Annotated in this window: 19 protein-coding genes; 6 read left to right on the top strand and 13 right to left on the bottom strand. The window is 71.4% G+C overall.

What is annotated here, in order from left to right; genetic code table 11:
* Positions 1-159 precede the first annotated feature (159 nt).
* The 6 genes from F9278_RS26765 to F9278_RS26745 form a co-directional block, all read right to left on the bottom strand.
* Positions 160-1,332, bottom strand: coding sequence for a hypothetical protein (locus F9278_RS26765; protein ID WP_152170585.1), 1,173 nt, complete (start codon positions 1,330-1,332; stop codon positions 160-162).
* Between the two features lie 83 nt (positions 1,333-1,415).
* Positions 1,416-1,880 (bottom strand): hypothetical protein, encoded by a 465-nt coding sequence (locus tag F9278_RS46345; RefSeq protein ID WP_193241647.1) that lies wholly within the window; start codon positions 1,878-1,880, stop codon positions 1,416-1,418.
* 72 nt (positions 1,881-1,952) lie between these two features.
* A complete protein-coding gene (locus tag F9278_RS26760) occupies positions 1,953-4,565 on the bottom strand; it encodes a tetratricopeptide repeat protein (protein ID WP_152170584.1) in 2,613 nt (870 codons plus the stop codon).
* 120 nt (positions 4,566-4,685) lie between these two features.
* Positions 4,686-5,351, bottom strand: a complete 666-nt coding sequence (locus F9278_RS26755) for a DUF5063 domain-containing protein (protein ID WP_152170583.1) — start codon at positions 5,349-5,351, stop codon at positions 4,686-4,688.
* On the bottom strand, positions 5,344-5,943 hold the full coding sequence (gene recR / locus F9278_RS26750) for a recombination mediator RecR (protein ID WP_152170582.1): 600 nt from the start codon (positions 5,941-5,943) through the stop codon (positions 5,344-5,346). Before recR ends, F9278_RS26755 begins: the two co-directional genes overlap by 8 nt.
* Positions 5,944-6,054: 111 nt before the next feature.
* Positions 6,055-6,399 (bottom strand): YbaB/EbfC family nucleoid-associated protein, encoded by a 345-nt coding sequence (locus tag F9278_RS26745; protein WP_152170581.1) that lies wholly within the window; start codon positions 6,397-6,399, stop codon positions 6,055-6,057.
* A 288-nt stretch (positions 6,400-6,687) separates the two neighbouring features.
* Between F9278_RS26745 and F9278_RS26740 the strand changes: the two genes are divergently transcribed.
* Both F9278_RS26740 and F9278_RS26735 read left to right on the top strand, forming a co-directional pair.
* Positions 6,688-7,455, top strand: coding sequence for an SLATT domain-containing protein (locus F9278_RS26740; RefSeq protein ID WP_152170580.1), 768 nt, complete (start codon positions 6,688-6,690; stop codon positions 7,453-7,455).
* Between the two features lie 274 nt (positions 7,456-7,729).
* The gene (locus tag F9278_RS26735) at positions 7,730-9,046 is read left to right on the top strand and encodes an IS4 family transposase (RefSeq protein ID WP_193241414.1); all 1,317 of its coding nucleotides are present in this window, start codon (positions 7,730-7,732) and stop codon (positions 9,044-9,046) included.
* A gap of 192 nt (positions 9,047-9,238) precedes the next feature.
* On the opposite strand, the gene F9278_RS48235 is transcribed toward F9278_RS26735, so the two are convergent.
* The 4 genes from F9278_RS48235 to F9278_RS26720 all read right to left on the bottom strand — a co-directional run bounded on the left by F9278_RS48235 (position 9,239) and on the right by F9278_RS26720 (position 13,178).
* Positions 9,239-9,370, bottom strand: coding sequence for a hypothetical protein (locus tag F9278_RS48235; RefSeq protein WP_264300231.1), 132 nt, complete (start codon positions 9,368-9,370; stop codon positions 9,239-9,241).
* Positions 9,371-9,544: 174 nt separating this feature from the next.
* Positions 9,545-11,872 carry a serine/threonine-protein kinase gene (locus tag F9278_RS26730; RefSeq protein ID WP_152170579.1) on the bottom strand — a complete coding sequence of 776 codons (2,328 nt, stop codon included), beginning with the start codon at positions 11,870-11,872 and terminating at the stop codon, positions 9,545-9,547.
* Positions 11,873-12,030: 158 nt separating this feature from the next.
* Positions 12,031-12,519, bottom strand: coding sequence for a MarR family winged helix-turn-helix transcriptional regulator (locus tag F9278_RS26725; RefSeq protein WP_152174150.1), 489 nt, complete (start codon positions 12,517-12,519; stop codon positions 12,031-12,033).
* Positions 12,520-12,566: 47 nt separating this feature from the next.
* The gene (locus F9278_RS26720; RefSeq protein ID WP_152170578.1) at positions 12,567-13,178 is read right to left on the bottom strand and encodes a DJ-1/PfpI family protein; all 612 of its coding nucleotides are present in this window, start codon (positions 13,176-13,178) and stop codon (positions 12,567-12,569) included.
* Between the two features lie 140 nt (positions 13,179-13,318).
* On the opposite strand from F9278_RS26720, the gene F9278_RS26715 reads away from it, so the two are divergent.
* The 4 genes from F9278_RS26715 (at position 13,319) to F9278_RS26700 (ending at position 18,793) form a co-directional block, all read left to right on the top strand.
* Entirely contained in the window at positions 13,319-14,698 is a 1,380-nt protein-coding gene (locus tag F9278_RS26715; protein ID WP_152170577.1) for an aspartate aminotransferase family protein, read from the top strand.
* 155 nt (positions 14,699-14,853) lie between these two features.
* Positions 14,854-15,579, top strand: coding sequence for a GntR family transcriptional regulator (locus F9278_RS26710; RefSeq protein WP_152170576.1), 726 nt, complete (start codon positions 14,854-14,856; stop codon positions 15,577-15,579).
* The gene (locus tag F9278_RS26705) at positions 15,576-18,044 is read left to right on the top strand and encodes a dolichyl-phosphate beta-glucosyltransferase (RefSeq protein WP_152170575.1); all 2,469 of its coding nucleotides are present in this window, start codon (positions 15,576-15,578) and stop codon (positions 18,042-18,044) included. The genes F9278_RS26710 and F9278_RS26705 overlap by 4 nt, the downstream gene beginning before the upstream one ends.
* 98 nt (positions 18,045-18,142) lie before the next feature.
* Positions 18,143-18,793 carry a hypothetical protein gene (locus tag F9278_RS26700; protein WP_152170574.1) on the top strand — a complete coding sequence of 217 codons (651 nt, stop codon included), beginning with the start codon at positions 18,143-18,145 and terminating at the stop codon, positions 18,791-18,793.
* Positions 18,794-18,821: 28 nt separating this feature from the next.
* On the opposite strand, the gene F9278_RS26695 is transcribed toward F9278_RS26700, so the two are convergent.
* The 3 genes from F9278_RS26695 to F9278_RS26685 all read right to left on the bottom strand — a co-directional run bounded on the left by F9278_RS26695 (position 18,822) and on the right by F9278_RS26685 (position 19,952).
* Positions 18,822-19,115 (bottom strand): DUF3303 family protein, encoded by a 294-nt coding sequence (locus tag F9278_RS26695; protein ID WP_152170573.1) that lies wholly within the window; start codon positions 19,113-19,115, stop codon positions 18,822-18,824.
* Between the two features lie 214 nt (positions 19,116-19,329).
* Entirely contained in the window at positions 19,330-19,596 is a 267-nt protein-coding gene (locus F9278_RS26690; protein ID WP_152170572.1) for a hypothetical protein, read from the bottom strand.
* Positions 19,593-19,952, bottom strand: a complete 360-nt coding sequence (locus F9278_RS26685) for a hypothetical protein (protein WP_152170571.1) — start codon at positions 19,950-19,952, stop codon at positions 19,593-19,595. Before F9278_RS26685 ends, F9278_RS26690 begins: the two co-directional genes overlap by 4 nt.
* Positions 19,953-19,993: the final 41 nt, after the last annotated feature.

Below are 19,993 nucleotides of genomic sequence, written 5' to 3'. Positions count from 1 at the left end.
TGAGGGAGGCATCACTGATCCGGTGTGCGGAGCAGCTCACTCAATCAGTCGTCGGCGAACATCTGGTTCATGCGCAGGGCTTGCCGGAGATCCCCGGTGAGGAGATGGAGCCCCACCAAGTGCAAGGCCAGGAGCTGAGCGGGGCTGTACTCGTAGGATTCACCGCCTTTCCCGCTTCTCGGGGTCTCGTTCGGCGACGACATCTTGTCGTTGGCTCGGGCGCTCAGCACCGCCGCCGCGCTTTCGCGGCGCCAGCGCTTCGGGTCGCCTGTGCGGATCCGCCGGATCCGCTGTTCTCGCCACCGCCTGCACCAGTCGGTGCACCGAGATCTCGTCCCCGCGCAGCGTGATCATGCTGTACGCGGCCAGTCGGCGTATCGCCTCGGTCACTTCCGGTGGGCTGCCGAGCGGCTCCAGGTACGACCGGTGGATTCCGTCGGACGCCCACCAGGCGATCACGCGGAAGATCTCCCCCGCGAGCGGTGTGCCGGCCAGCCGGTCCAGGGTCACCCGCCACACCTTCGCGAGGGCGCGTCCGCCCTCCGACGCCTGGGTCGGATACTGCGCGGGGTGGGAGGCGAGTTGCTCCCGATACCGCCCTGGAGTGATGCCCGCCTCCCGGCAGTACGCCGCCGCCTGGCGCACGGCCGGCGGAAGACATCCCAGTTCGCGGCAGAGTGCGTCGGTCTCGGCCGCCGATCCGCTGTCGGCGGGGTCGCCATGGACGCTCTCGAAGATCTCCACCGCTTCCGGGAGGTCCGGCACGTCCAGCGGGACCGTCTCCCCGGCTTCCTCCCATCCGGCTGCCTGGCGGGTCGTGATCAGGAACCGGCCGCCCGGGACGCGGCCGAGAAGCGCCTTCACGGGAGCCGGGTCGGAGACGTTGTCCAGGACGAGGAGCCAGCGCTCGTGCGTGGACAACCACCGTACGGCCAGGTCACGCAGCGCCTTCCGGGACAGCAGGTCGCCCAGCGCGGGCTGGAGCGCGACCGTCAGGTCGGCCAGGCCCGTGTCCAGGTCCGCTTCGGTCTCCGCCGTGATCCACCAGACGGGGTTGTACGCGTCCGCCCGCTCCGCGGCCCAGTGGGCGGCCAGGGCCGACCAACCGACGGCACCCAAGCCGTGCACCGTCCGGACGACCGCTCCTTCGCCGTTCGTGAACGTGGCGTCCAGAGCGGCGAGTTCACGCTCTCTGCCCACGAACGGCCGTACCCTCTCCGGGAGGTTGACCGTCCGGGCCGGGCGCTCGGGCAGCTCGTACGCCTCCGCGGGCAGCGGGGGCGTGACCCGGACGGCGAACCTCGGAGCCGCGTGGTCCCCGGTGAAGGCCATGCCGGTCGACCCGCCCGCCGCGATCGACCTCTCACCCGACGCCCTTGCCCCGTCTCCCCCTCCGGCTCGGCCTCCATCAGACATCAGATTCCCGTGGACGCCGAGCCGATGTCACCGCCCGCCGCGATGGAGCCGGGTCCGGAGGCGCTCACGTTCGCGTTCGGGCCGGGGGCGACGGGCGGGGTGGTGGCGGGCGGGGTCGGCGAGGGCGCGGGCGCGGGCGGTGGTGTCGTACCCCCGGTCGAGGCCGAGCCGATGTTGCCGCCGGCCGCGATCGCGCCGGTGCCGGACGCGTCGACATTCGGGGGCGTGGCCGGGGCCGGGGTCGGGGCCGACGCCGGGGTCGGGGCCGGAGGGGCCGGAGGGGCGGACGATCCGCCGAACTGCGCGATCGCGGCAAGAACAAGCCCGATGACCCCTGCGGATCCGCCCACCACACTGGCCATCTGATCCGCCGAGCCCAGATCGACGAAGGCGAACCCGACCAACGTGGCCGTGCCCACCCCGGCGGTCGCGAGACCGGCCCACGCCCATGGCTTCAGTGTCATGAGGACATTGTGGCGGTCGCGCAGGCTCACGTGGAGAGTTTCGTCCGATAAGAGCCGATCACTGACGTACGGTCAACTCTCTTCCGATGTACGGGTGTCGGCGGTCCCGTCCGTCTCATCCGCCCCGCCCGTCGCCGTACCGGCCGTGTCCGTCGCCGTACCGGCCCCGCCCGCCACTCTCAGCATGCCGACCGCCGCTTCGGCGAAGCTGACGACGTCCCACTTGCCGGAGGCGAGGCTCTCGCGCACCGAACCGTACAGATCGCCCAGCCGGGCCAGGGTCTCGGGGTCCCGCCCGCGCTCGGCCCCGGAGCCCTGGTGAAGCTCCTCGCGCTCCGCTCCTCCGGCGCCCGGATCGTCGGCCTCGCCGCTGTCCACCAGGCCCTCGGACAGGACCGCGTCGACGATGCTTCTGATGGCGTTCACACCGGTGACGAAGACGTCGTCCCCGCCGAACACCTGGGTGGCGTCCGACACCAGTTGCTCCAGAACCGCGGAGACCCGGCCGACGTCCCTGGTGGAGGCGTACGCCTGGACCAGGGACATCCTCGCGGTCAGGGTCTTCGGATGGTCGCTGCCGTACACCCGCTCGTGGGTGGCGACGTACTCCTTGGCGGCCCGCACGTCCCCCTCCGATCCCAGCGCCGTCTTGAGCCCCTGAAGTCCGGTGGACCGGGTCACCGAGTCGAATCGGCTCATCAGATCGGCGAAGTCGAGGCCGGGGTCGGTCAGCGAGGCGGACACCAGCGCCTCGCCCAGCGGCCCTTCCAGCATGCGCGATCCCGGCGACATCACCAGGAGGTCGCCCTGGATCGACAGCGTGACCGGATGTTCCGCGCCCAGGTACTCGACGCAGTCGTCGTACACCTGTTGCAGCCTCGGGCGGACCGACACGAGGTCGCCGTGGTCCCGGAACTCCATGGCGAGAAAGCCCCGTGCCTCCAGGGTCCGGGGATGCCGGTCTCCGAATTCCGATCTCCGGCCCGCGACCACCTCCTCCAGGAGTTCCTTGGCACGCCCGGAGTCCCCCCTGAAACCGACCGACTTGGCCAGCCGCATGAGCGCCGTCAGCGTCACGGGGTGTCGCTCGCCCAACACCCGCACGCAGTCGGCCAGCACCGCCTCCGCGCGAGGAACGGACTGTTCGAGGTCGCCGGACCGTTTCCGGGCATGGACGAGGTCGATCCGTGTCTCCAGCGTCCGAGAAGCCTCGGCACCGGCACTTCGCGTGTGTATCTCCTCCGCCCGCTCCAGCAACACGACTGCCCGCGCCGCCGCACGGGTGCCGGAGAACGCCAGCTGACGGGCGGTGTCGACGTACAGATCGGCCTCCGCACCGGTCCCGGCCGTCTCCGTACCGCTCCCGGCCGTCCCCGCACCGGCTCCCGGCAGCCCGTGCCCGGCCAGGGCCTCGACGTGCGGCAGCACCGCCCGTACGGCCCGCCAGGCCTCCGGAGCATCGGCGTCCTGGGGGATCAGCCCCGCCAGTGCCGCGATCGCGTCCCCCCGCGCCGCCGTGATCGCGTCGGCATGACGGTGACGATCGTCCTGCCCCGGCGTACGCGAGACGGCCTGCACCAGCCGGTGCACGGAAACGGTGTCGTCGTGCAGCGTGATCATGCTGTGTGCCGCGAGGCGGCGCAGGGCCCGGCGTACGGCCGGGGGTGTCCCGAGCGCGGCGAGCAGGGAGCGGGGAATCCCCTCGGACGCGTACCAGGCGAGCATCAACAGGATCCGTACCGCGAGCGGGTCGTCCGCGAGGCGGTCCAGGGTGATGTGCCAGACACGGGCCACGGCGCGCTGATGGTCACCGCCCTCGTCCGTGGCCTCGTACATCTCGGCCGGATAGGCGGCGAGGTCGTCCAGGTACTCGCGTACGGCGCAGCCGGTTTCCACGCAGTAAGCCGCCGCCTGGGCGACCGCCAGCGGGAGATGTCCCAGTTCCTCGCAGAGTGCGGCCGTGTCCGGATCCATGCCCCTGATCCGGGTGAAGAGGTCGACCGCCTCCTCTTCGGACAGCACATCGAGCGGCACCTCCCGCGCCATGCTCCGCCAGCCGGTCGACCGTCGGCTCGTGATCAGGAACCGGCCCGAGGTCGCACGGGCGAGGAGGTGCTCGACATCGGCCGGATCGGAGACGTTGTCGAGGACGATCAGCCAGCCGGTGTGGGAAGCCAGCCACTGCCGGGCCCACTCGCCGAGTTGTTCCTGCGGGAGCAGTGTGACCAGCGTGGGCTGGAGCGCCGCGGCCAGGGCCGCCAGGCCCGCGTCGAGCGCGGCACGGCTGTCCGCGGTGATCCACCAGACCGGCGCGTACTCCGCCCCGCGAAGGGTCGCCCAGCGGGCGGCGAGCATCGACTTGCCGATACCGCCGAGGCCGTGCACCGCATGCACCACCGCCTCCCCGGGATTGACCAACGCCTGGTCCAGGAGGCCGAGTTCGTGGTCCCTGCCGACGAAGAGAGGCGCGCGGGACGGAAGGTTGCCGAGACCCTGCGGGCAGTGGACGGAAGCCGCGGCGGGAAAGCTCTCCGCCGACAGCAGCGTGGCGTTGTCGATGTGCACACCGAACGACCCCGCCCCGGTCTGCGCGAGGCCGACGTCCCCGCGCGCCGCGACGGACCCCGCTCCGGAGGCCGTGACGGACGGGTCGTCGACTGGGCGGCGGTCGAACGTATCGCTCATACGTCACATGATGACCGCCCGTGGCGGAAATCGTCATGCGTACGGCGGGAGTTGGGCACCGTACTCATGTCGGGCCCGGCTCCCGCCGCGGGACCTGCTCCCTCGCCGGAGGGTGGCCGGCTACTTGACCTTCCTGCCGAGCCCCAGCGGGCCCGCGATCTCCTCCGCCATGACCTGGCCCGCCTCGAACTCCAGGGTTTCGTCGCCCATGAGTTCCTGGTCGGTGTCGAGGCCGTCCAGTTCGGCGAGGGGCTGGTTGAGGCGGACGTGCGCGACCAGGGACTGGAGGGCGCGGAGGGTGGCGGAGGCCGTGGAGCCCCAGTTGGAGAAGTAGGAGAACTGCCACCACCACAGGGCCTCGGTGGTGCGGCCCGCGCGGTAGTGGGCCATGCCGTGGCGGAGGTCGGCGATGACGTCGGCGAGGTCGTCGGAGATCCGGGCCGGGACCGGCGCCTTGCGGGGCTCGTAGGGGTCGAAGACCTCGGAGTAGACGTCGACCGGTTCGAGCATCAGGGCCAGGCGTTCGCGCAGCTCGTCGACGTCCGGCTCGGGGCCGGGGTCGGGCTCGTAGCGCTCGTCCGGCACGATGTCCTCGTGCGCGCCGAGGCGCCCGCCGGCCAGGAGCAGCTGGGACACCTCCAGGAGGAGGAAGGGCACGGCCGAGTCCGGCTCGTCGCCCTTGGCCACCTCGGTGACGGCGACCAGGAAGCTCTCGATCTGATCCGCGATCTGGACCGCGAAGTCGTCCGGGTTCAGGTCCGTCGCGTGCAGTGTGGCGTCAGACATCCAGCAATCGTCTCCCCTCGAAGGCGCGCCCGAGGGTCACCTCGTCCGCGTATTCCAGGTCGCCACCCACCGGGAGGCCGCTGGCCAGGCGGGTGACCTTGAGGCCCATGGGTTTGATCATGCGGGCGAGGTACGTGGCCGTGGCCTCGCCTTCCAGATTGGGGTCCGTGGCGAGGATCAGCTCGGTGACCGTGCCGTCGGCCAGGCGGGTCAGCAGTTCCCGTATGCGCAGGTCGTCCGGGCCGACGCCCTCGATCGGGCTGATCGCGCCGCCGAGCACGTGGTACTTGCCCCGGAATTCGCGCGTGCGTTCGATCGCGACGACGTCCTTCGGCTCCTCCACCACACAGATGACCGTGGGGTCGCGGCGCGGGTCACGGCAGATACCGCACAGCTCCTCCTGCGCGACATTGCCGCAGGTGGCGCAGAAACGGACCTTCGCCTTCACTTCGAGGAGGGCGTGCGCGAGGCGCCGTACGTCCGTCGGCTCCGCCTGCAGGATGTGGAAGGCGATCCGCTGCGCGCTCTTGGGACCGACGCCGGGCAGCCGCCCCAACTCGTCGATGAGGTCCTGGACCACGCCTTCGTACACGGACTGCCGTCCTTCCTGGTGTCTTTCCGTACGTACCGTAGTCGGCCGCCGCCGCTCCGAGGAAGGCGGTACGGGGCACGGATGGGGTCGAAAGAGGGGTCGCCCGGTCGCTCAGAAGGGCAGACCGGGAATGCCCGCGCCGCCACCGAGACCCTGGGCGAGGGGGCCCAGCTTCTGCTGCTGGAGTGCCTGGGCGTTCTCGTTGGCCGCCTGGACGGCCGCGACGATCAGGTCGGCGAGGGTCTCGGTGTCCTCCGGGTCCACCGCCTTGGGGTCGATCTTCAGGCCGCGCAGTTCGCCGGAGCCGTTGACGGTGGCCTTCACCAGACCGCCGCCCGCCTGACCGTCGACCTCCGTCCGCGCGAGCTCCTCCTGCGCCCTGGCCAGGTCCTGCTGCATCTTCTGGGCCTGCTGGAGCAGCTGCTGCATGTTGGGCTGGCCACCACCGGGGATCACGTTCAGCTCCCTCTCACGAGTACGTCACGAGTACGTGCGGACGCCCGTGGGGACGGTTCTGTGGACGCCCCCTGGACGTTTTGCGGTCGCCACGAGCCTACGTGGTCGGCCCCGCCTGTGCCGGGCCACTCTTTCGAGTGAGTCGGCCGGGGATTCGTATACCTGATCAAGGGCATCTTCCAGGGGAAAAGCGGTGAAAACACCATCTTCGCCACCCATTGGGCGGTAGGAAGGGTCCGGCCGCGTCAGGGTGGTGCGTGAGCGCCGTACGTACGTAGGGAGTGCCGGGTGAGCCAGCCGGAGATGCAGCCCGAGGGGGGACCCCAGGACGGGCGGGGTGAGGGGTCCGGGCTGTGGGCGGAGCCCTGGTCGTCGAGGACCGGGCCTTGGGTGGGGGATCCGGCCGGGCGGCCGTTTCCGCAGGGGGACTGGGGGGCGCCGGCCGAACGGCTGGAGGAGCTGTACCACTGGGTCGAGCGGGCGGCCCTGGAGACCGCCGCGTGGTATCTCGCGGACCGGGTGTGGAAACGGACGGTGGCGCGGGTGCTGCGGATCGGGGCGGCGGCGGGGGCGATCGCCGGGGCGGCGCTGCCGTTGCTCGATCTCACCGGGGCGGTGGGCGATGTGGCGCCCTGGGGGTATCTGGCGCTGCTGTCCTGTGTGGCGTGCGTCGCGGTGGATCGGTTCTTCGGGATCACGTCCGGGTGGATGCGGGACGTGGCCACGGCGCAGGCGGTGCAGCGGCGGCTTCAGGTGCTGCGGTTCGACTGGGCGTCCGAGAGCGCGCGGGAGGTGTTGGGGCCGGCGGAGGGGACGGCCGGGGAGGCGGCCGAGCGGTGTCTCGGGGTGCTGCGGAGGTTCTCCGAGGACGTGACGGAGCTGGTGCGGGCGGAGACGGCCGACTGGATGGTGGAGTTCCGGACGGGGGCCGCGCCGGTGGGGCTGCATGCGGGGGGTGGGGGCGCTCGGCCCGAGGTGGGGGCGAACGGGCGGATGGCACTCCCTCCGGGGGCTCGGCCGAACATGCCCCGACAGCGACCGCCGGAGGCTCGGTAGGCGGGGGGCCGTGGGGGTGGGTGCGGGTTCGTGAGGGTGGGTGCGGGTTCGGTGGGGGCTGGTCGCGCAGTTCCCCGCGCCCCTGAAAAGCCAAGGCCGTGAAGTTAGGGCTTTGGGAGCGTTGGCAAGTGCGCTCTGGTTCTATGGCTTCTTGGAACGTGGGAAGCGGAGCCCCGGTAGAACTGGCAGTCGACCAAGACAGCCGTTCACAGGACCGGAGGCTCCGCTGTCCGATCAGTGTGTCATCACGCGGGAAATCACGGTAGCCAAGGGCGTGTTCGCCCCGGGGCATCTGGGGGAACTCACCCGGATCATCCCGTTCGAGATGGTCGATGCGGTCCTTGCCGAGACCGGTGCTGTCCAGCAACGGCTGCGGAAGATTCCCGCCCGGGTGGTGGTCTACCTGCTGCTGGCCGCGGCCCTGTTCGAGGACTGCGGCTACCTGGCCGTCTGGCGCAGGCTCACCGCCGCGCTGGAGACGATACCGGTCGTGAAGATCACCGGCGCGGGGCTCTGGGACGCCCGCAGGCGTCTGGGCGTGCGGCCCATGCGGGCCCTGTTCGATCTGCTGCGCGGGCCGGCCACGGTGATCCGCACCCGCGGCGCCCGCTTCAAGGGCCTGCTGGCCGTTGCGATCGACGGCACCTACCTCGACGTTCCCGACAGCCCGCCGCACCGGGCCCGTCTGGGCAAGGGGTCCAACCGGTTCGGAACTGCCGGCTACCCGCAGATCTGCCTGACCGCGCTGGTGGCCTGTGGCACCCGGGCGATCCTGGATGCCGCCTTCGGACCGCGCTCCCAGGGAGAGACCGGACACGGCAGGCGGCTCATGCGCTCCCTGCACGCCGGAATGATCGTCCTGCTGGACCGGGGCTTTTCGGGCAACGCGTTCCTGACAGCCGTCGCCGCCACCGAAGCCTCCTTCCTCGCACGCATCACTGCCACCCGCAAACCTCCCGTCCTGGCCCGCTTCGGCGACGGCTCCCACCTCTCCCGCTTCGGCGCCCTCGAGGTCCGCATCATCGAATGCGAGATCACCGTCACCACCAGCCAGGGCCGCCGCACCGGGCTCTACCGGCTGGCCACCAACCTCCTGGACCACCACCGCTACCCGGCATCCGACCTGGTCAGTCTGTATCACGAGCGGTGGGAAGTGGAGTCCGCCTACTTCGCGATCAAGAAAACGATGCTGGGCCGGCGGGTCCTGCGCTCCACCACTCCGCCCGGCATCGCCCAGGAGGTCTACGCCCTGCTGAGCGCCTACCAGGCCCTGCGGATCGCTATCGCCGACGCCACCGGGGCCACACCCGGAACAGACCCGGACCGGGCCAGCTTCAGCGTTGCCCTGCGATGCGCCCGCGACCAGATCGTCCAGGCCGCGGGCATCATCGCCGGCACCACGATCGACCTCGTCGGGACGATCGGCCGAACCGTCCTGGAACACCTCATGCCCGCCCGCCGCCTCCGCATCAGCCCCCGCGCAGTGAAACGACCCCTGTCCCGATACGCCTACAAAAGCCTCAATATCGACCGACGCACCTACACAGCCACCCTCAGCATCAACATCTTGACGCCGACGATCAGCCCATAACTTCACGGCCTTGCCTGAAAAGCAGGGGCCGCGCCCCATGTTTTTCAGGCCCGCAGGGGCCTGAATCCTTTAGGGGCGCTTTCAGAATGCTGGGTGTTTGCGGGCGAGGGTCACGTCATGATCACACCCCACAAAACACGGGATCACGTACACATCCACCGTGCCACAACACGATCTTTCTGCAAGGACCCCTTAAGGGCGCGGGAGGCGCCCCCAGCGCCTCGGCACCCGGCGCTCGTACCAGACCATCACCGCCGACGCCACGACACCGGCCACGGCGGTCGCCACCGCCACCACGTTCTCCGCGCTCAGCCACTCCTGCATCCGAGCCACTCCCCCGAGCCTCACGCTCCGCAGTCAAGCGGGACACGGTACGGCGCGGGCGGCGGGCGACGCGTGGACATTCCGGGTGCGGCGCCGGAAGTTCAACGGAAGTTCGCCGCGCGGCTCGGCGCCCCGGCTCGGCGCCCCGGCTCGGCGGTCGGCCCGGTGATCGGCTCAGCCGGACTTCGAGTACGTCACCGACTTCCCCGCCGTGTCGACGCGCCTCAGTTGTCCGTCGGGCAGGAGGGTGACGGTGGTGGCGGCACCCGGGGAACAGGACGTCGCGGGCTCGCCTGTGGTGACGGTCGAGGGGCCGATCTCCAGAGGGCCGCCGTCGGCCGGTCCCTCCGCCAACTCCGCCTCGAACACACAGTGGTACGTGCCGCCGCCTTCGAGCGGGCCGTCCGCCGTGAGGGAGAGCACGGTGTCGCCCACCTCGCCCTGCTGGATGACGAGTTGACGGGTGTCCGAGCCGCTCGAGCCGTCCAGGGTGGCGTTCCAGGTGCCCAGGAAGTCCGCCGGGATCGTACCGGCGTCGGGCGACTCGGTGGTGGGGTCCGGCGAGGTGGCCGGGTCCGTCGGCTCCCCGGTCGTCGGCTCCAGGGTCCGCGGCGCGCTCGTCGACGTCCCGCCCTTCGCGTCGTCCTCGTCACCCCCGTCGTCCCCCTTCTTCATCAACGCGTACACCGAGCCGCCCGCGCCGAGCGCGACCACCAGCGCGACGACGACGAGCAGCACGGAGGACCGCCGGTTCCCACGCGCGGGTTCGGGGCCCGCCCCGGGGCCGGGTCCGTAGTGGGGATCGGTTCCGTAGTGGGGATCGGTTCCGTACACGGGTTCGGGCCCGTACGGCGGCGTCGCGCCCTGCCCGTACGCCCCCTGCGCCCCGTACGACGGCTGCGGTGCGCTCTGCGGGTAGCCGTAGCCGGGGGCGGTGCCGCCGGAGTACGACGGGTAGGGGGTGGGAGCGGTGCCGGGCTGCTGCCCGTACCCACCGGCGGGCTGCTGGGTGCGCGGCTGGGGGAAGCCGTACCCGGCGGGCGGGGGTCCCGGTGGGGCGGTCGGCGGAGGCGGCTGGGCCCCCTCCGCACCCATGATCCGCGTCGGCGTCCGGTCCGGCGACTCGCCCCCGGGTGCCCCCTCGGGCGTGGCGGCCGGGTGCTCGGGCGGCGACGCGGGCCCACCGGCAGAGGCAGCCGCCCCAGCCGGTTGAGGAGACCCGGGAGCACCGGCCGGAGCCCCCGAACCACCGTACGGAGAGTGCGGATCCCCCAACGGATACACGGGCGGAGCCGACGGTGGTGGTGGTGGTGGTGGTGACGGCGGTGGTGACGACGGTGGTGACGACGGTGGTGACACTGACGACGGGGTGCCGGGGGCGGATCCGGCGGGGTTCCCGGGGACCGAAGGCGCGGCGGACGGTGCCGCCGGGGCGGCCGGTGCCGTCGCGGGCGTCTGCCCGCCGAGACCCGAAGCCACCGCCCCACCAAGACCACCGGCGGCCCCCGACCCACCCGCGGCCCCCACCCCCGGCCCTCCCGGCCGCCCCGACTCCCCGGACTCCCCGGACTCCGCAACCTCCTCCGGATCCTCCCTCTCCAGCAACTGCACGGCGTGCCGCCCCAGTTGGGCCACCAGGGCGCTCGGCAGCCAGGGGTCCCGCGACCGGCCCGCGAAGACCGTGTCCTCGGCGCCGGTGCGCTGGAGGATCTGGGCGAGCGTGGGACGCGCGGCGGGGTCCTTGCGCAGACAGTCGCGGACGATGTCGTACAGCCCCTCCGGCAGCCCCTCCAGATCCGGTTCCTCCTCGGCGATGCGGAACATCAGGGCGTGGACACCGGAGTTGGCGGCGCCGAAGGGGAGGTTGCCGGTGGCGGCGTAGGAGAGGACCGAGCCGAGGCAGAAGACGTCGCAGGCGGGGGTGATCCGGTCGCCGCGCACCTGCTCGGGGGCCATGAAGCCCGGCGAACCGACGAGCGCGCCGGTGCGGGTGAGCCCGCCGTCCGTGACGGTCTCCAGCGCCCGCGCGATCCCGAAGTCGATGACGCGCGGCCCGTCGAGGGTCACCAGCACATTGGACGGCTTGAGGTCCCGGTGGATGAGTCCGGCCGCGTGGATGTCCTCCAGCGCGTGCGCGAGGCCCGCCGCGAGGATCCGTACGGACCGCTCGGGCAGCGCCCCGTGGTCCCGGCCGACGACGGCCTGGAGGGAGGGTCCTGCGACATACCCGGTGGCGACCCAGGGGATCACCGCCCCGGTGTCCGCGTCCAGCACCGGCGCGGTCCAGTACCCGCCCACCTGCCGCGCGGCCCGCACCTCCTGCCGGAACCGGGCCCGGAACTCCTCCTTCTCCGCCAGCTCCTGCCGGACCAGCTTCACGGCGACGGTACGGCCGCGCTCGGAGCGGGCCAGATACACGTTCCCCATCCCGCCGGCCCCCAGCCGTGCGAGCAGCCGGTACGCCCCGATCCTCTGCGGATCCCCGGCCCCGAGTTTCTCCATGGCCACCGCCCCCGTCTTCCCCCGTGCCGTCCCCTGCGAATGCGCACGCCCACATACGCCTACATACGACCGCCCACGTCATACGTACGGGTACGTCGCGTACGTGCGCAACGGACCGATCGTAGTGCGGCCCCCGGGGGAGTCGGATGGACCGGTGTCTACGGTTCCGTAACAGCGGCGGCCTCCTCGTCGGCCCCCGACGCCGCCGCGAGGCCGTCCAGGGCCTCCGACAGCCGTTCGAGCACCCGTACGGTCTCGGCGAACCCCTCCTCCCCCAGCGCCTCCGCGAGACCGGCGGCCAGAGTGGCGTGACCGGGCTCGATCCGCGCGATCGCGGCGCGGCCGGCGGAGGTCGGGGCGAGAAGCTTGGCCCGGCGGTGGGCCGGGTTCGGCACATACTCGGCGAGCCCCTTGCCGACGAGGAGATCCGCGACCCGCTGGACGCTCTGCCGGGTGATGCCCATGACCCGGGCGACCCCGGCGACGGGCAGCGGCTCGGGCAGCACCGCGCCCAGCACCTGCCACCAGGCGGCGGTCAGTCCCGCCGGACGCGCCAACTCGTCGGCCACGGACAGGAACTGCCCGTTCAGCCGGAACACCCCGAGCGCGGCACGGCTGAGGAGATCCTGCCGCTCTGTCTGCTCCATCTGCCCCATCTGCTCTGTCCGCTCCGCCCGCTCCGCCCGCTCCCGGCTCACCGTCCCGCCGCCTCCAGTACGGCGTACGCCTCCGCGTCCGAGTCGTGGAAGAGCCGGTACCAGGCGTCGAGGACCTCCCCCTCGTACACACCGAGCAGCCGGAAGACCTCCCGGGCGAAGGCGACGGGTTCGGTGGGTCCGGCGGTGACGAGCAGCCCGGAGCCGTCGGTGACGGCGTCCGCGTCCATGTACCGCTCACCGCCCGCGTATCCGATGGCCGCGAGAGAGAAGGGGGCGGCGCCGGTGTGCTCCCGGTCGTCCAGCAGCCCTTCCCTGGCGAGCCCGGCGGTCGCCCCGCAGATCGCGGCGACGGGCACGCCGGCGTCGAGGAACTCCCGTGCCTTCCGGGCGAACGGCGCGAGGTCGTCACCGGTGTCCCACAGGTCCGCCCCGGTGAGGACGAGCAGGGAGCTGTCCTCCGGTCGCAGCGCCTCCAGGTCCTCGTCCGGCTGGATCCGCACCCCGGCGACGGTCCGTACGGTCCCCGGTCCGGCCCCGACCGTGCGGATCTCGTAGCCGCCCCTGGCCAGCCACGCGGTGGTGTGGCCCGTCTCCCAGTCGGCGTAGGTGTCGTACACGGCGAGATGCACAGGCTTGTGATCGCTCATGACAGCAGACTGTCATTTAGGCAGCTTGCTGTCAATAGGGGGCCCATGCCTTCGGGGGCGACACACTGTCGCGCCCGAGCAGCCGCACACTTACAAACCGCCGATGTCCACCCCCCGCCCCCCACCCCTAACCTCACCCCATGACCCCTCCCGCGCCCCCGCACTCCAGCCCCCTCCCCGGCCCCACCGTGAAGGCGACCGACCGCGCCCACGTCTTCCACTCCTGGTCCGCGCAGGACCTCATCGACCCCCTCCCCGTCGCCGGCGCGGAGGGTTCCTACTTCTGGGACTACGACGGCAACCGCTACCTCGACTTCACCAGCGGCCTCGTCTACACGAACATCGGCTACCAGCACCCGAAGGTCGTCGCCGCCATCCAGCAGCAGGCCGCCACGCTGACGACGTTCGCCCCGGCGTTCGCGATCGAGGCCCGCTCGGAAGCCGCCCGCCTCATCGCCGAACGCACCCCCGGCGACCTGGACAAGATCTTCTTCACCAACGGCGGCGCCGACGCCGTCGAGCACGCCACCCGCATGGCCCGCCTGCACACCGGCCGCCCCAAGGTCCTCGCCGCGTACCGCTCGTACCACGGCGGCACCCAGCAGGCCGTGAACCTCACGGGCGACCCGCGCCGCTGGGCCTCCGACACCGGCACGGCGGGGGTCGTGCACTTCTGGGCGCCGTTCCTCTACCGCACCCGCTTCCACGCGGAGACGGAGGAGCAGGAGTGCGCCCGCGCGCTGGAGCACCTGGAGACGACGATCGTCTTCGAGGGTCCGTCGACGATCGCCGCGATCATCCTGGAGACCGTCCCGGGCACCGCCGGGATCATGGTCCCGCCGCCGGGCTATCTGGCCGGGGTCCGGGAGCTGTGCGACAAGTACGGGATCGTGTTCGTCCTGGACGAGGTGATGGCGGGCTTCGGCCGGACGGGCACCTGGTTCGCCGCCGACCTCTTCGACGTCGTACCGGACCTGATGACCTTCGCCAAGGGCGTGAACTCCGGCTATGTCCCCCTCGGCGGCGTCGCCATCTCCGCCGCGATCGCGGAGACCTTCGCCCGCCGCCCCTACCCCGGCGGTCTCACCTACTCCGGCCACCCCCTGGCCTGCGCCGCCGCCGTCGCGACGATCGACGTGATGGCGGAGGAGGGGGTCGTCACCAACGCCGCCACGCTCGGCGCCACCCTGATCGGCCCGGCGCTGCGCGAACTCGCCGACCGCCACCCCTCGGTGGGCGAGGTGCGCGGCACCGGCATGTTCTGGGCGCTGGAGCTGGTGCGGAACAAGGAGACCCGCGAACCCCTCGTCCCCTACAACGCGACCGGCGAGGCCAACGCCCCCATGCTCGCCTTCGGCGCCGCCGCCAAGGCGGGCGGTCTGTGGCCCTTCATCAACATGAACCGCACCCATGTCGTCCCGCCGTGCAACATCACCGAGGCCGAGGCCAAGGAGGGCCTCGCCGCCCTGGACGCGGCCCTGTCCGTGGCGGACGAACACACCGACGCGCACACGGTGTGACGCGCTCCTTCGCCCCGCTCCGCGAGACCTGATTCGCGAGGAGGGCGAAAACTCCTCCCCGGAACCCGAACGCGTAAGGTGACGTGCTCGTAAGAGAACTCAGAGAGCACGCACAGGATGCGTACGCGTTACGCGGATGGGGGACCCAGACCACGATGCCCGGCACCGGCGGCGGCAATGGCGCCGTGACCCGTAGCACCCTGCGGCAGCAGCTCGCGGACGCGCTCCGTGACGAGGTGCTGGCCGGCCGGCTGAAGCCGGGGCAGGAGTTCACGGTCAAGGAGATCGCCGAGCAGTACGGCGTCTCGGCGACACCCGTGCGCGAGGCCCTGGTGGACCTGTCCGCGCAGGGGCTGCTGGACGCCGTGCAGCACCGGGGTTTCGAGGTCCACGCGTACTCGGTGGCCGACTACCGGAACATGGTCGAGGCCCGCATCCTGGTCACCGACGGCATGTTCCGGCGGCTCGGCGACCGCAAGGTCGATCCGCGTACGGCCGCCGCGCTCGCCGGGGTGCGGCGGCGCGGCGAGGAGGCGCGGCGGGCCGCGACCGCCGGGGACCTGGACATCCTGATCGGCTACGACCTGCGGTTCTGGCGCGAGCTGAGCGCCCTGTTCGGCAATCCGTATCTCACCGACTTCCTGCACCGGCTGCGCGTCCAGGCCTGGGTGTGCGCGGTGCAGCATCTGCGGCAGGGCGAGGACTGGACGGCCGGGGCGACCGCGACGACGGGGGCGGACGATCTCAAGGGACGGCTGTGGGCCGACCACACCGACCTCGTCGACGCGCTCACCCGCCGGGACGCGCAGACCGCGCAGGAGATCATCGCCGGGTACGACGAGCAGTCCCTGACCCTGGTGGAACGCCTGGCGGACGGATGAGCACGACCGCGACCACGGTCCCCAAGGCGGCCGGCGGGCACCTGAGCGTCGATCTCTCCGTCGTGGTGCCCGCGTACAACGAGGAGGCCCGCCTCGCCCCCTCGCTGGACGCGATCATCGCCCACCTCACGGCGACCGAGGCCGCCGCCCGCTGGGAGATCATCGTCGTCGACGACGGGTCGACGGACGGCACGGCCGAGGTCGTGGCCGCCGTCACCGCCCGCGACGCCCGCGTCCAGCTCGTCTCCGGCGGGCCCCGCAACCGGGGCAAGGGCCACGCCCTGCGGCTCGGTGTCCTCGCCTCGCACGGCCGCCGGGTGCTGCTCACGGACGCCGATCTCTCCGCGCCCATCGACGAGTTGGAGCGTCTCGACAAGGCGCTCTCCGACGGGCACACGGCCGCGATCGGCTCCCGCGAGGCGCCCGGCGCGAGCATCGAACGCCATCAGCACCGGCTGCGCGAGACGCTGGGCCGGGTCGGGAACCTGCTGATACGCGGGGTCGCGGTGCCCGGCATCCGCGACACCCAGTGCGGTTTCAAGCTGTTCGACGGCGACCGCGCCCGTGAGGCCTTCGCCGCCTCCCGGCTCGACGGGTTCGGTATCGACGTGGAGATCCTGCGGTTCTTCCGCCGCAGCGGCTGGCCCGTCGTCGAGGTCCCCGTCCGCTGGTCCCACCAGCCCGGTTCGAAGATCCGGCCCCGCGACTACGCCCGGGTCCTCGGTGAACTCGCCGTCCTGCGGGCCCGTTCGGTCCGCCGCGCCGACGTCCTCGCGGTCCTGGGCTTCCTCCTGATGGCGGTGACCCTGTACATCGGCCGCTGGCTCGATCCGAACGGCCGCTATCTCCCGGACTCGCTCCAGGACCAGAACCAGTGGGAGTGGTTCTTCGCGGTCACGGCCGACAACCTCGTCCACTTCCGCAACCCGCTCTTCACCACCTTCCAGGGCTTTCCCGACGGCGTGAACCTGATGGCCAACACGGTCATGCTGGGCCTGTCCGTCCCCTTCGCCCCGGTCACGCTCCTCCTGGGCCCGGCCGTCACCCTCGCCCTGGTGATGACCCTCGGCCTCGCCGCCACGGCCGCCGCCTGGTACTGGCTGATCGTCAAACACGTCGTACGGCACCGGGGCGCGGCCTTCGCCGGAGCGGCCCTCGCCGCCTTCGCGCCACCGATGGTCAGCCACGCCAACGCGCACCCGAACTTCGTCGTCCTGTTCATGATCCCGCCGATCGTGGACCGTGCGCTGCGCCTGTGCACGGGCGCCCGCACCCGCCGGGACGGCATCGTCCTCGGCCTGATGGCGACCTACCAGATCTTCCTCGGCGAGGAACCCCTCCTCCTCGCCGCGATGGGCATGCTGCTGTTCGCCGCCGCGTACGGCGTCGTCCGCCCGGACGTGGCCCGCGAGACCTGGCGCCCGCTCCTCAAAGGCCTCGGCATCGCGGTCCTCGTCGTCCTCCCTCTCGTCACCTTCCCCCTCACCTGGCAGTTCTTCGGCCCGCAGAGCTACGGCAACATCGCGCACGGCTCCAACTCCGGCAACAGCCCGCTCGCCCTGCTCTCCTTCGCCGAACGCTCCCTCCTCGCGGGCGACCGCGCCCGCGCGGACGCCCTCTCCCTCAACATCACCGAACAGAACGCCTTCTACGGCTGGCCCCTGGTCCTCCTGGCCCTCGGCATCGTCGTACGCCTGTGGGAACACGCCCTGGTGAAGGCGCTGGCCTTCACGGCCGTCGCGGCGGCCGTCCTCTCCCTCGGCCCCGAGTTCCGCCTCCCGCGGACGGACCTCGTGCTGCCCGGCCCGTGGGCGCTGCTCGCCGAGAAACCGCTGTTCGAGTCCGTCATCGAGGGCCGGGTGGCGATGATCTGCGCCCCGGTCCTCGGCATGCTGCTGGCGATCGCCTGCGCCCGCCTCGCGGCGGCCCCCGGCCTCGGCACCCGCTACCTCGGCTTCATGGCGATCACCCTCGCCCTCCTCCCCGTCGTCCCGGCCCCGCTGAGGTCCGTGGAGCGCGCGGAGGTCCCGGCGTTCATCGCGGACGGCACCTGGAAGTCGTACGTCGACACCGGGGCCGGCGAGACCCTGGTGCCGGTGCCGCTGCCGGACCCGGGCAACGCGGAGGCCCTGCGCTGGCAGTCCACGGCGGACTTCGGGTTCAGGATGCCCGGCGGCTATTTCAACGGCCCGTTCGGCGAGGACCGCGTCGGCATCTACGGCGCCGTCCCCCGCCACACCTCCAACCTGCTGCGTGACGTCCGCTACACCGGCAAGGTCCCCGTGATCGGCGTGAACTGGCAGACGCAGGCGCAGAAGGACTTCGCGTACTGGCACGCGGGCGCCCTGGTCCTGCGCCCGCAGCCGTACGAGGAGCAGCTGCGGGAGGCCGTGGAGAAGCTGGTCGGGCGACCCGGTAAATGGGTGGGCGGTGTGTGGGTATGGGATCTGCACGAAGGGGGCTGAAGGCGCGTTCAGCGACTACGCTTCCCTGACCACTGTGTGCCGTACGCGAACGTAACCCTACCGTCCGTGTGCGTGCCGGATGACCGAGGAGTTCTCCTTTGGCCTGTGACCTCTGGCTGGTCCCGCTCGTCGACGTGCTGTGCCACACGCCCGACAACCCCTTCGCCGACGAACTCGCGCTCTACAACAAGCTGCTGGGTGAGGCCGGACTGCCACCGGTCCCGGTGTACCAGTACATGCCGGGTCTGACCGGCGAGGTCGCCCCGGTCGCGGGCTTCGACTACGACGCGCTGCACTTCCTGCGCCGGGCCTATCTGCTCCAGGTCTGCGGCCTCGCGGTGACCCCCGTGGACGCGCTCGGCGGGGACTACGAGCAGCTGCTGGAGATGTTCGAGGGCACGGCCCAGCAGTCGCATCTGGTCTGGCACTACGACCACGCGGGCGCCTATGTCCCCGTCGACTTCCCGCAGCCGCTGTCCAGCGACGAACTCCTCGCCGGGGGCGGCCCGCTGGGCTCCTCCCAGGGCCTGCTGAGGGAACTGGAGTTCGTGGCGGCGGCCATCGGCATCGATCCGGCGAACCCTCCGTCGCCTCCCGAAGCGCCGCTCGCGCCCACGGAGTTGGAGGAGCCGGCCGTCCCGCCGCCCTACGACCCCAGCCCGTTCGCCCGCGAACGGCACGTCTGGCTGGGCCTGCACGCGGCGGCGACCCGCAGCCTGGCCCAGGGATCGATGATCGTCTTCAGCTGAGACCGGGACACCGGACAGCGCCCGATACTCAGCGCCCCAGTGCGGCGAGGCCCTTCTGCATGTCCTCCGGGTTCATGACCGGGGTGTACGTGACATCCGCGCCCAGTTCGAGGAAGAACGGCTCGGCGATCGCCGGCATCTGGGAGCTGTCCTGCATGTCGAAGACCATGAAGCAGGTGCGGTGTCCCTCGTCGGCGGTGAAGTAGGCCGCCTCCGGCTTGACCTGCTCCATGGAGGCCTGCATCAGCTTCCCCAGCGTGCCGTTGCGAATGGCCTCGTTCGACTTCTCCGTGTCGAGACGCGCCCTGAGCATCACACGCATCGCACTCACTTCCTCCGGTCGCCCGATATGCGCAAGTTCGCGCACTTTCCAGCATAGGCCCGGCCGGACACGCCTGCGCGTGCCCGGCCGGTGTGAGGAGGCGGGGTGAAGCCGGACGAGGTCCTAGATGAACGAGTTGATCTCGATCGTCTCATCGCGGCCGGGGCCACGACGATGGATTCCAGGGGCCTGTGAAGGCGGAAGGGACAGGAGGTCAGACACCCGGATCGGGATCGAGTGTGATCTGCCAGATGGAGACGAGTTCCGAGCGTGGCGTGATCATGTAGACGAAGAAGCCTCCGTTCACGAACGCGTGCTTCGCCCCCTCGTCCGTGTCCTGGTACCCGGCCCCGTGCAGATACAGGGCTTCGGCGGCCCTGACGAGTTCGTCGGCCTTCTTCTCGACCTCCGCAAGGAACATGGGTGGCGCACCGGCCGCCACCGTGTCCTCGTCCGGGACGTACTCCCACTGCCAGCTCACGCGCCGCGCACCGCCTCGGCCGCATCACGGTAGATACCGCTCGCGGTAGCGAGATGGTTGCGCGCCTCGCCCGGCGTGGTAGCGATCCGGGCGAGGTACTCCGCGCGACGGTATGCCTTCGCGGTTTCGGGATACCGCTCGATCTCGATCAGGGCAGCCCAATGCGCGAGGTAGGCGTGGACAGGCTTCACCGAGTCGTGCTCCAGCGCTACGGCGAGGGCCTGGTCCTTGGCCTGGTCGTAGGCGGGGAGGAGGTGAGAGGCGACAATGGCGCACGCCGCACGCAAGGCCGCCGGAGTACGCTCCGGGCGCGGAATCACGGGGGCGTCGCCAGATTCGGCGTACTGGGCACTCACACTGCCATCTCCTTGTGTCCGGCGGCTCGGATGACCTCGGT

The organism is Streptomyces phaeolivaceus (assembly GCF_009184865.1).
In the GTDB taxonomy this organism is placed as follows: Bacteria; Actinomycetota; Actinomycetes; order Streptomycetales; family Streptomycetaceae; genus Streptomyces; species Streptomyces phaeolivaceus.
This window is presented reverse-complemented; position numbering and strand designations above follow the sequence as displayed.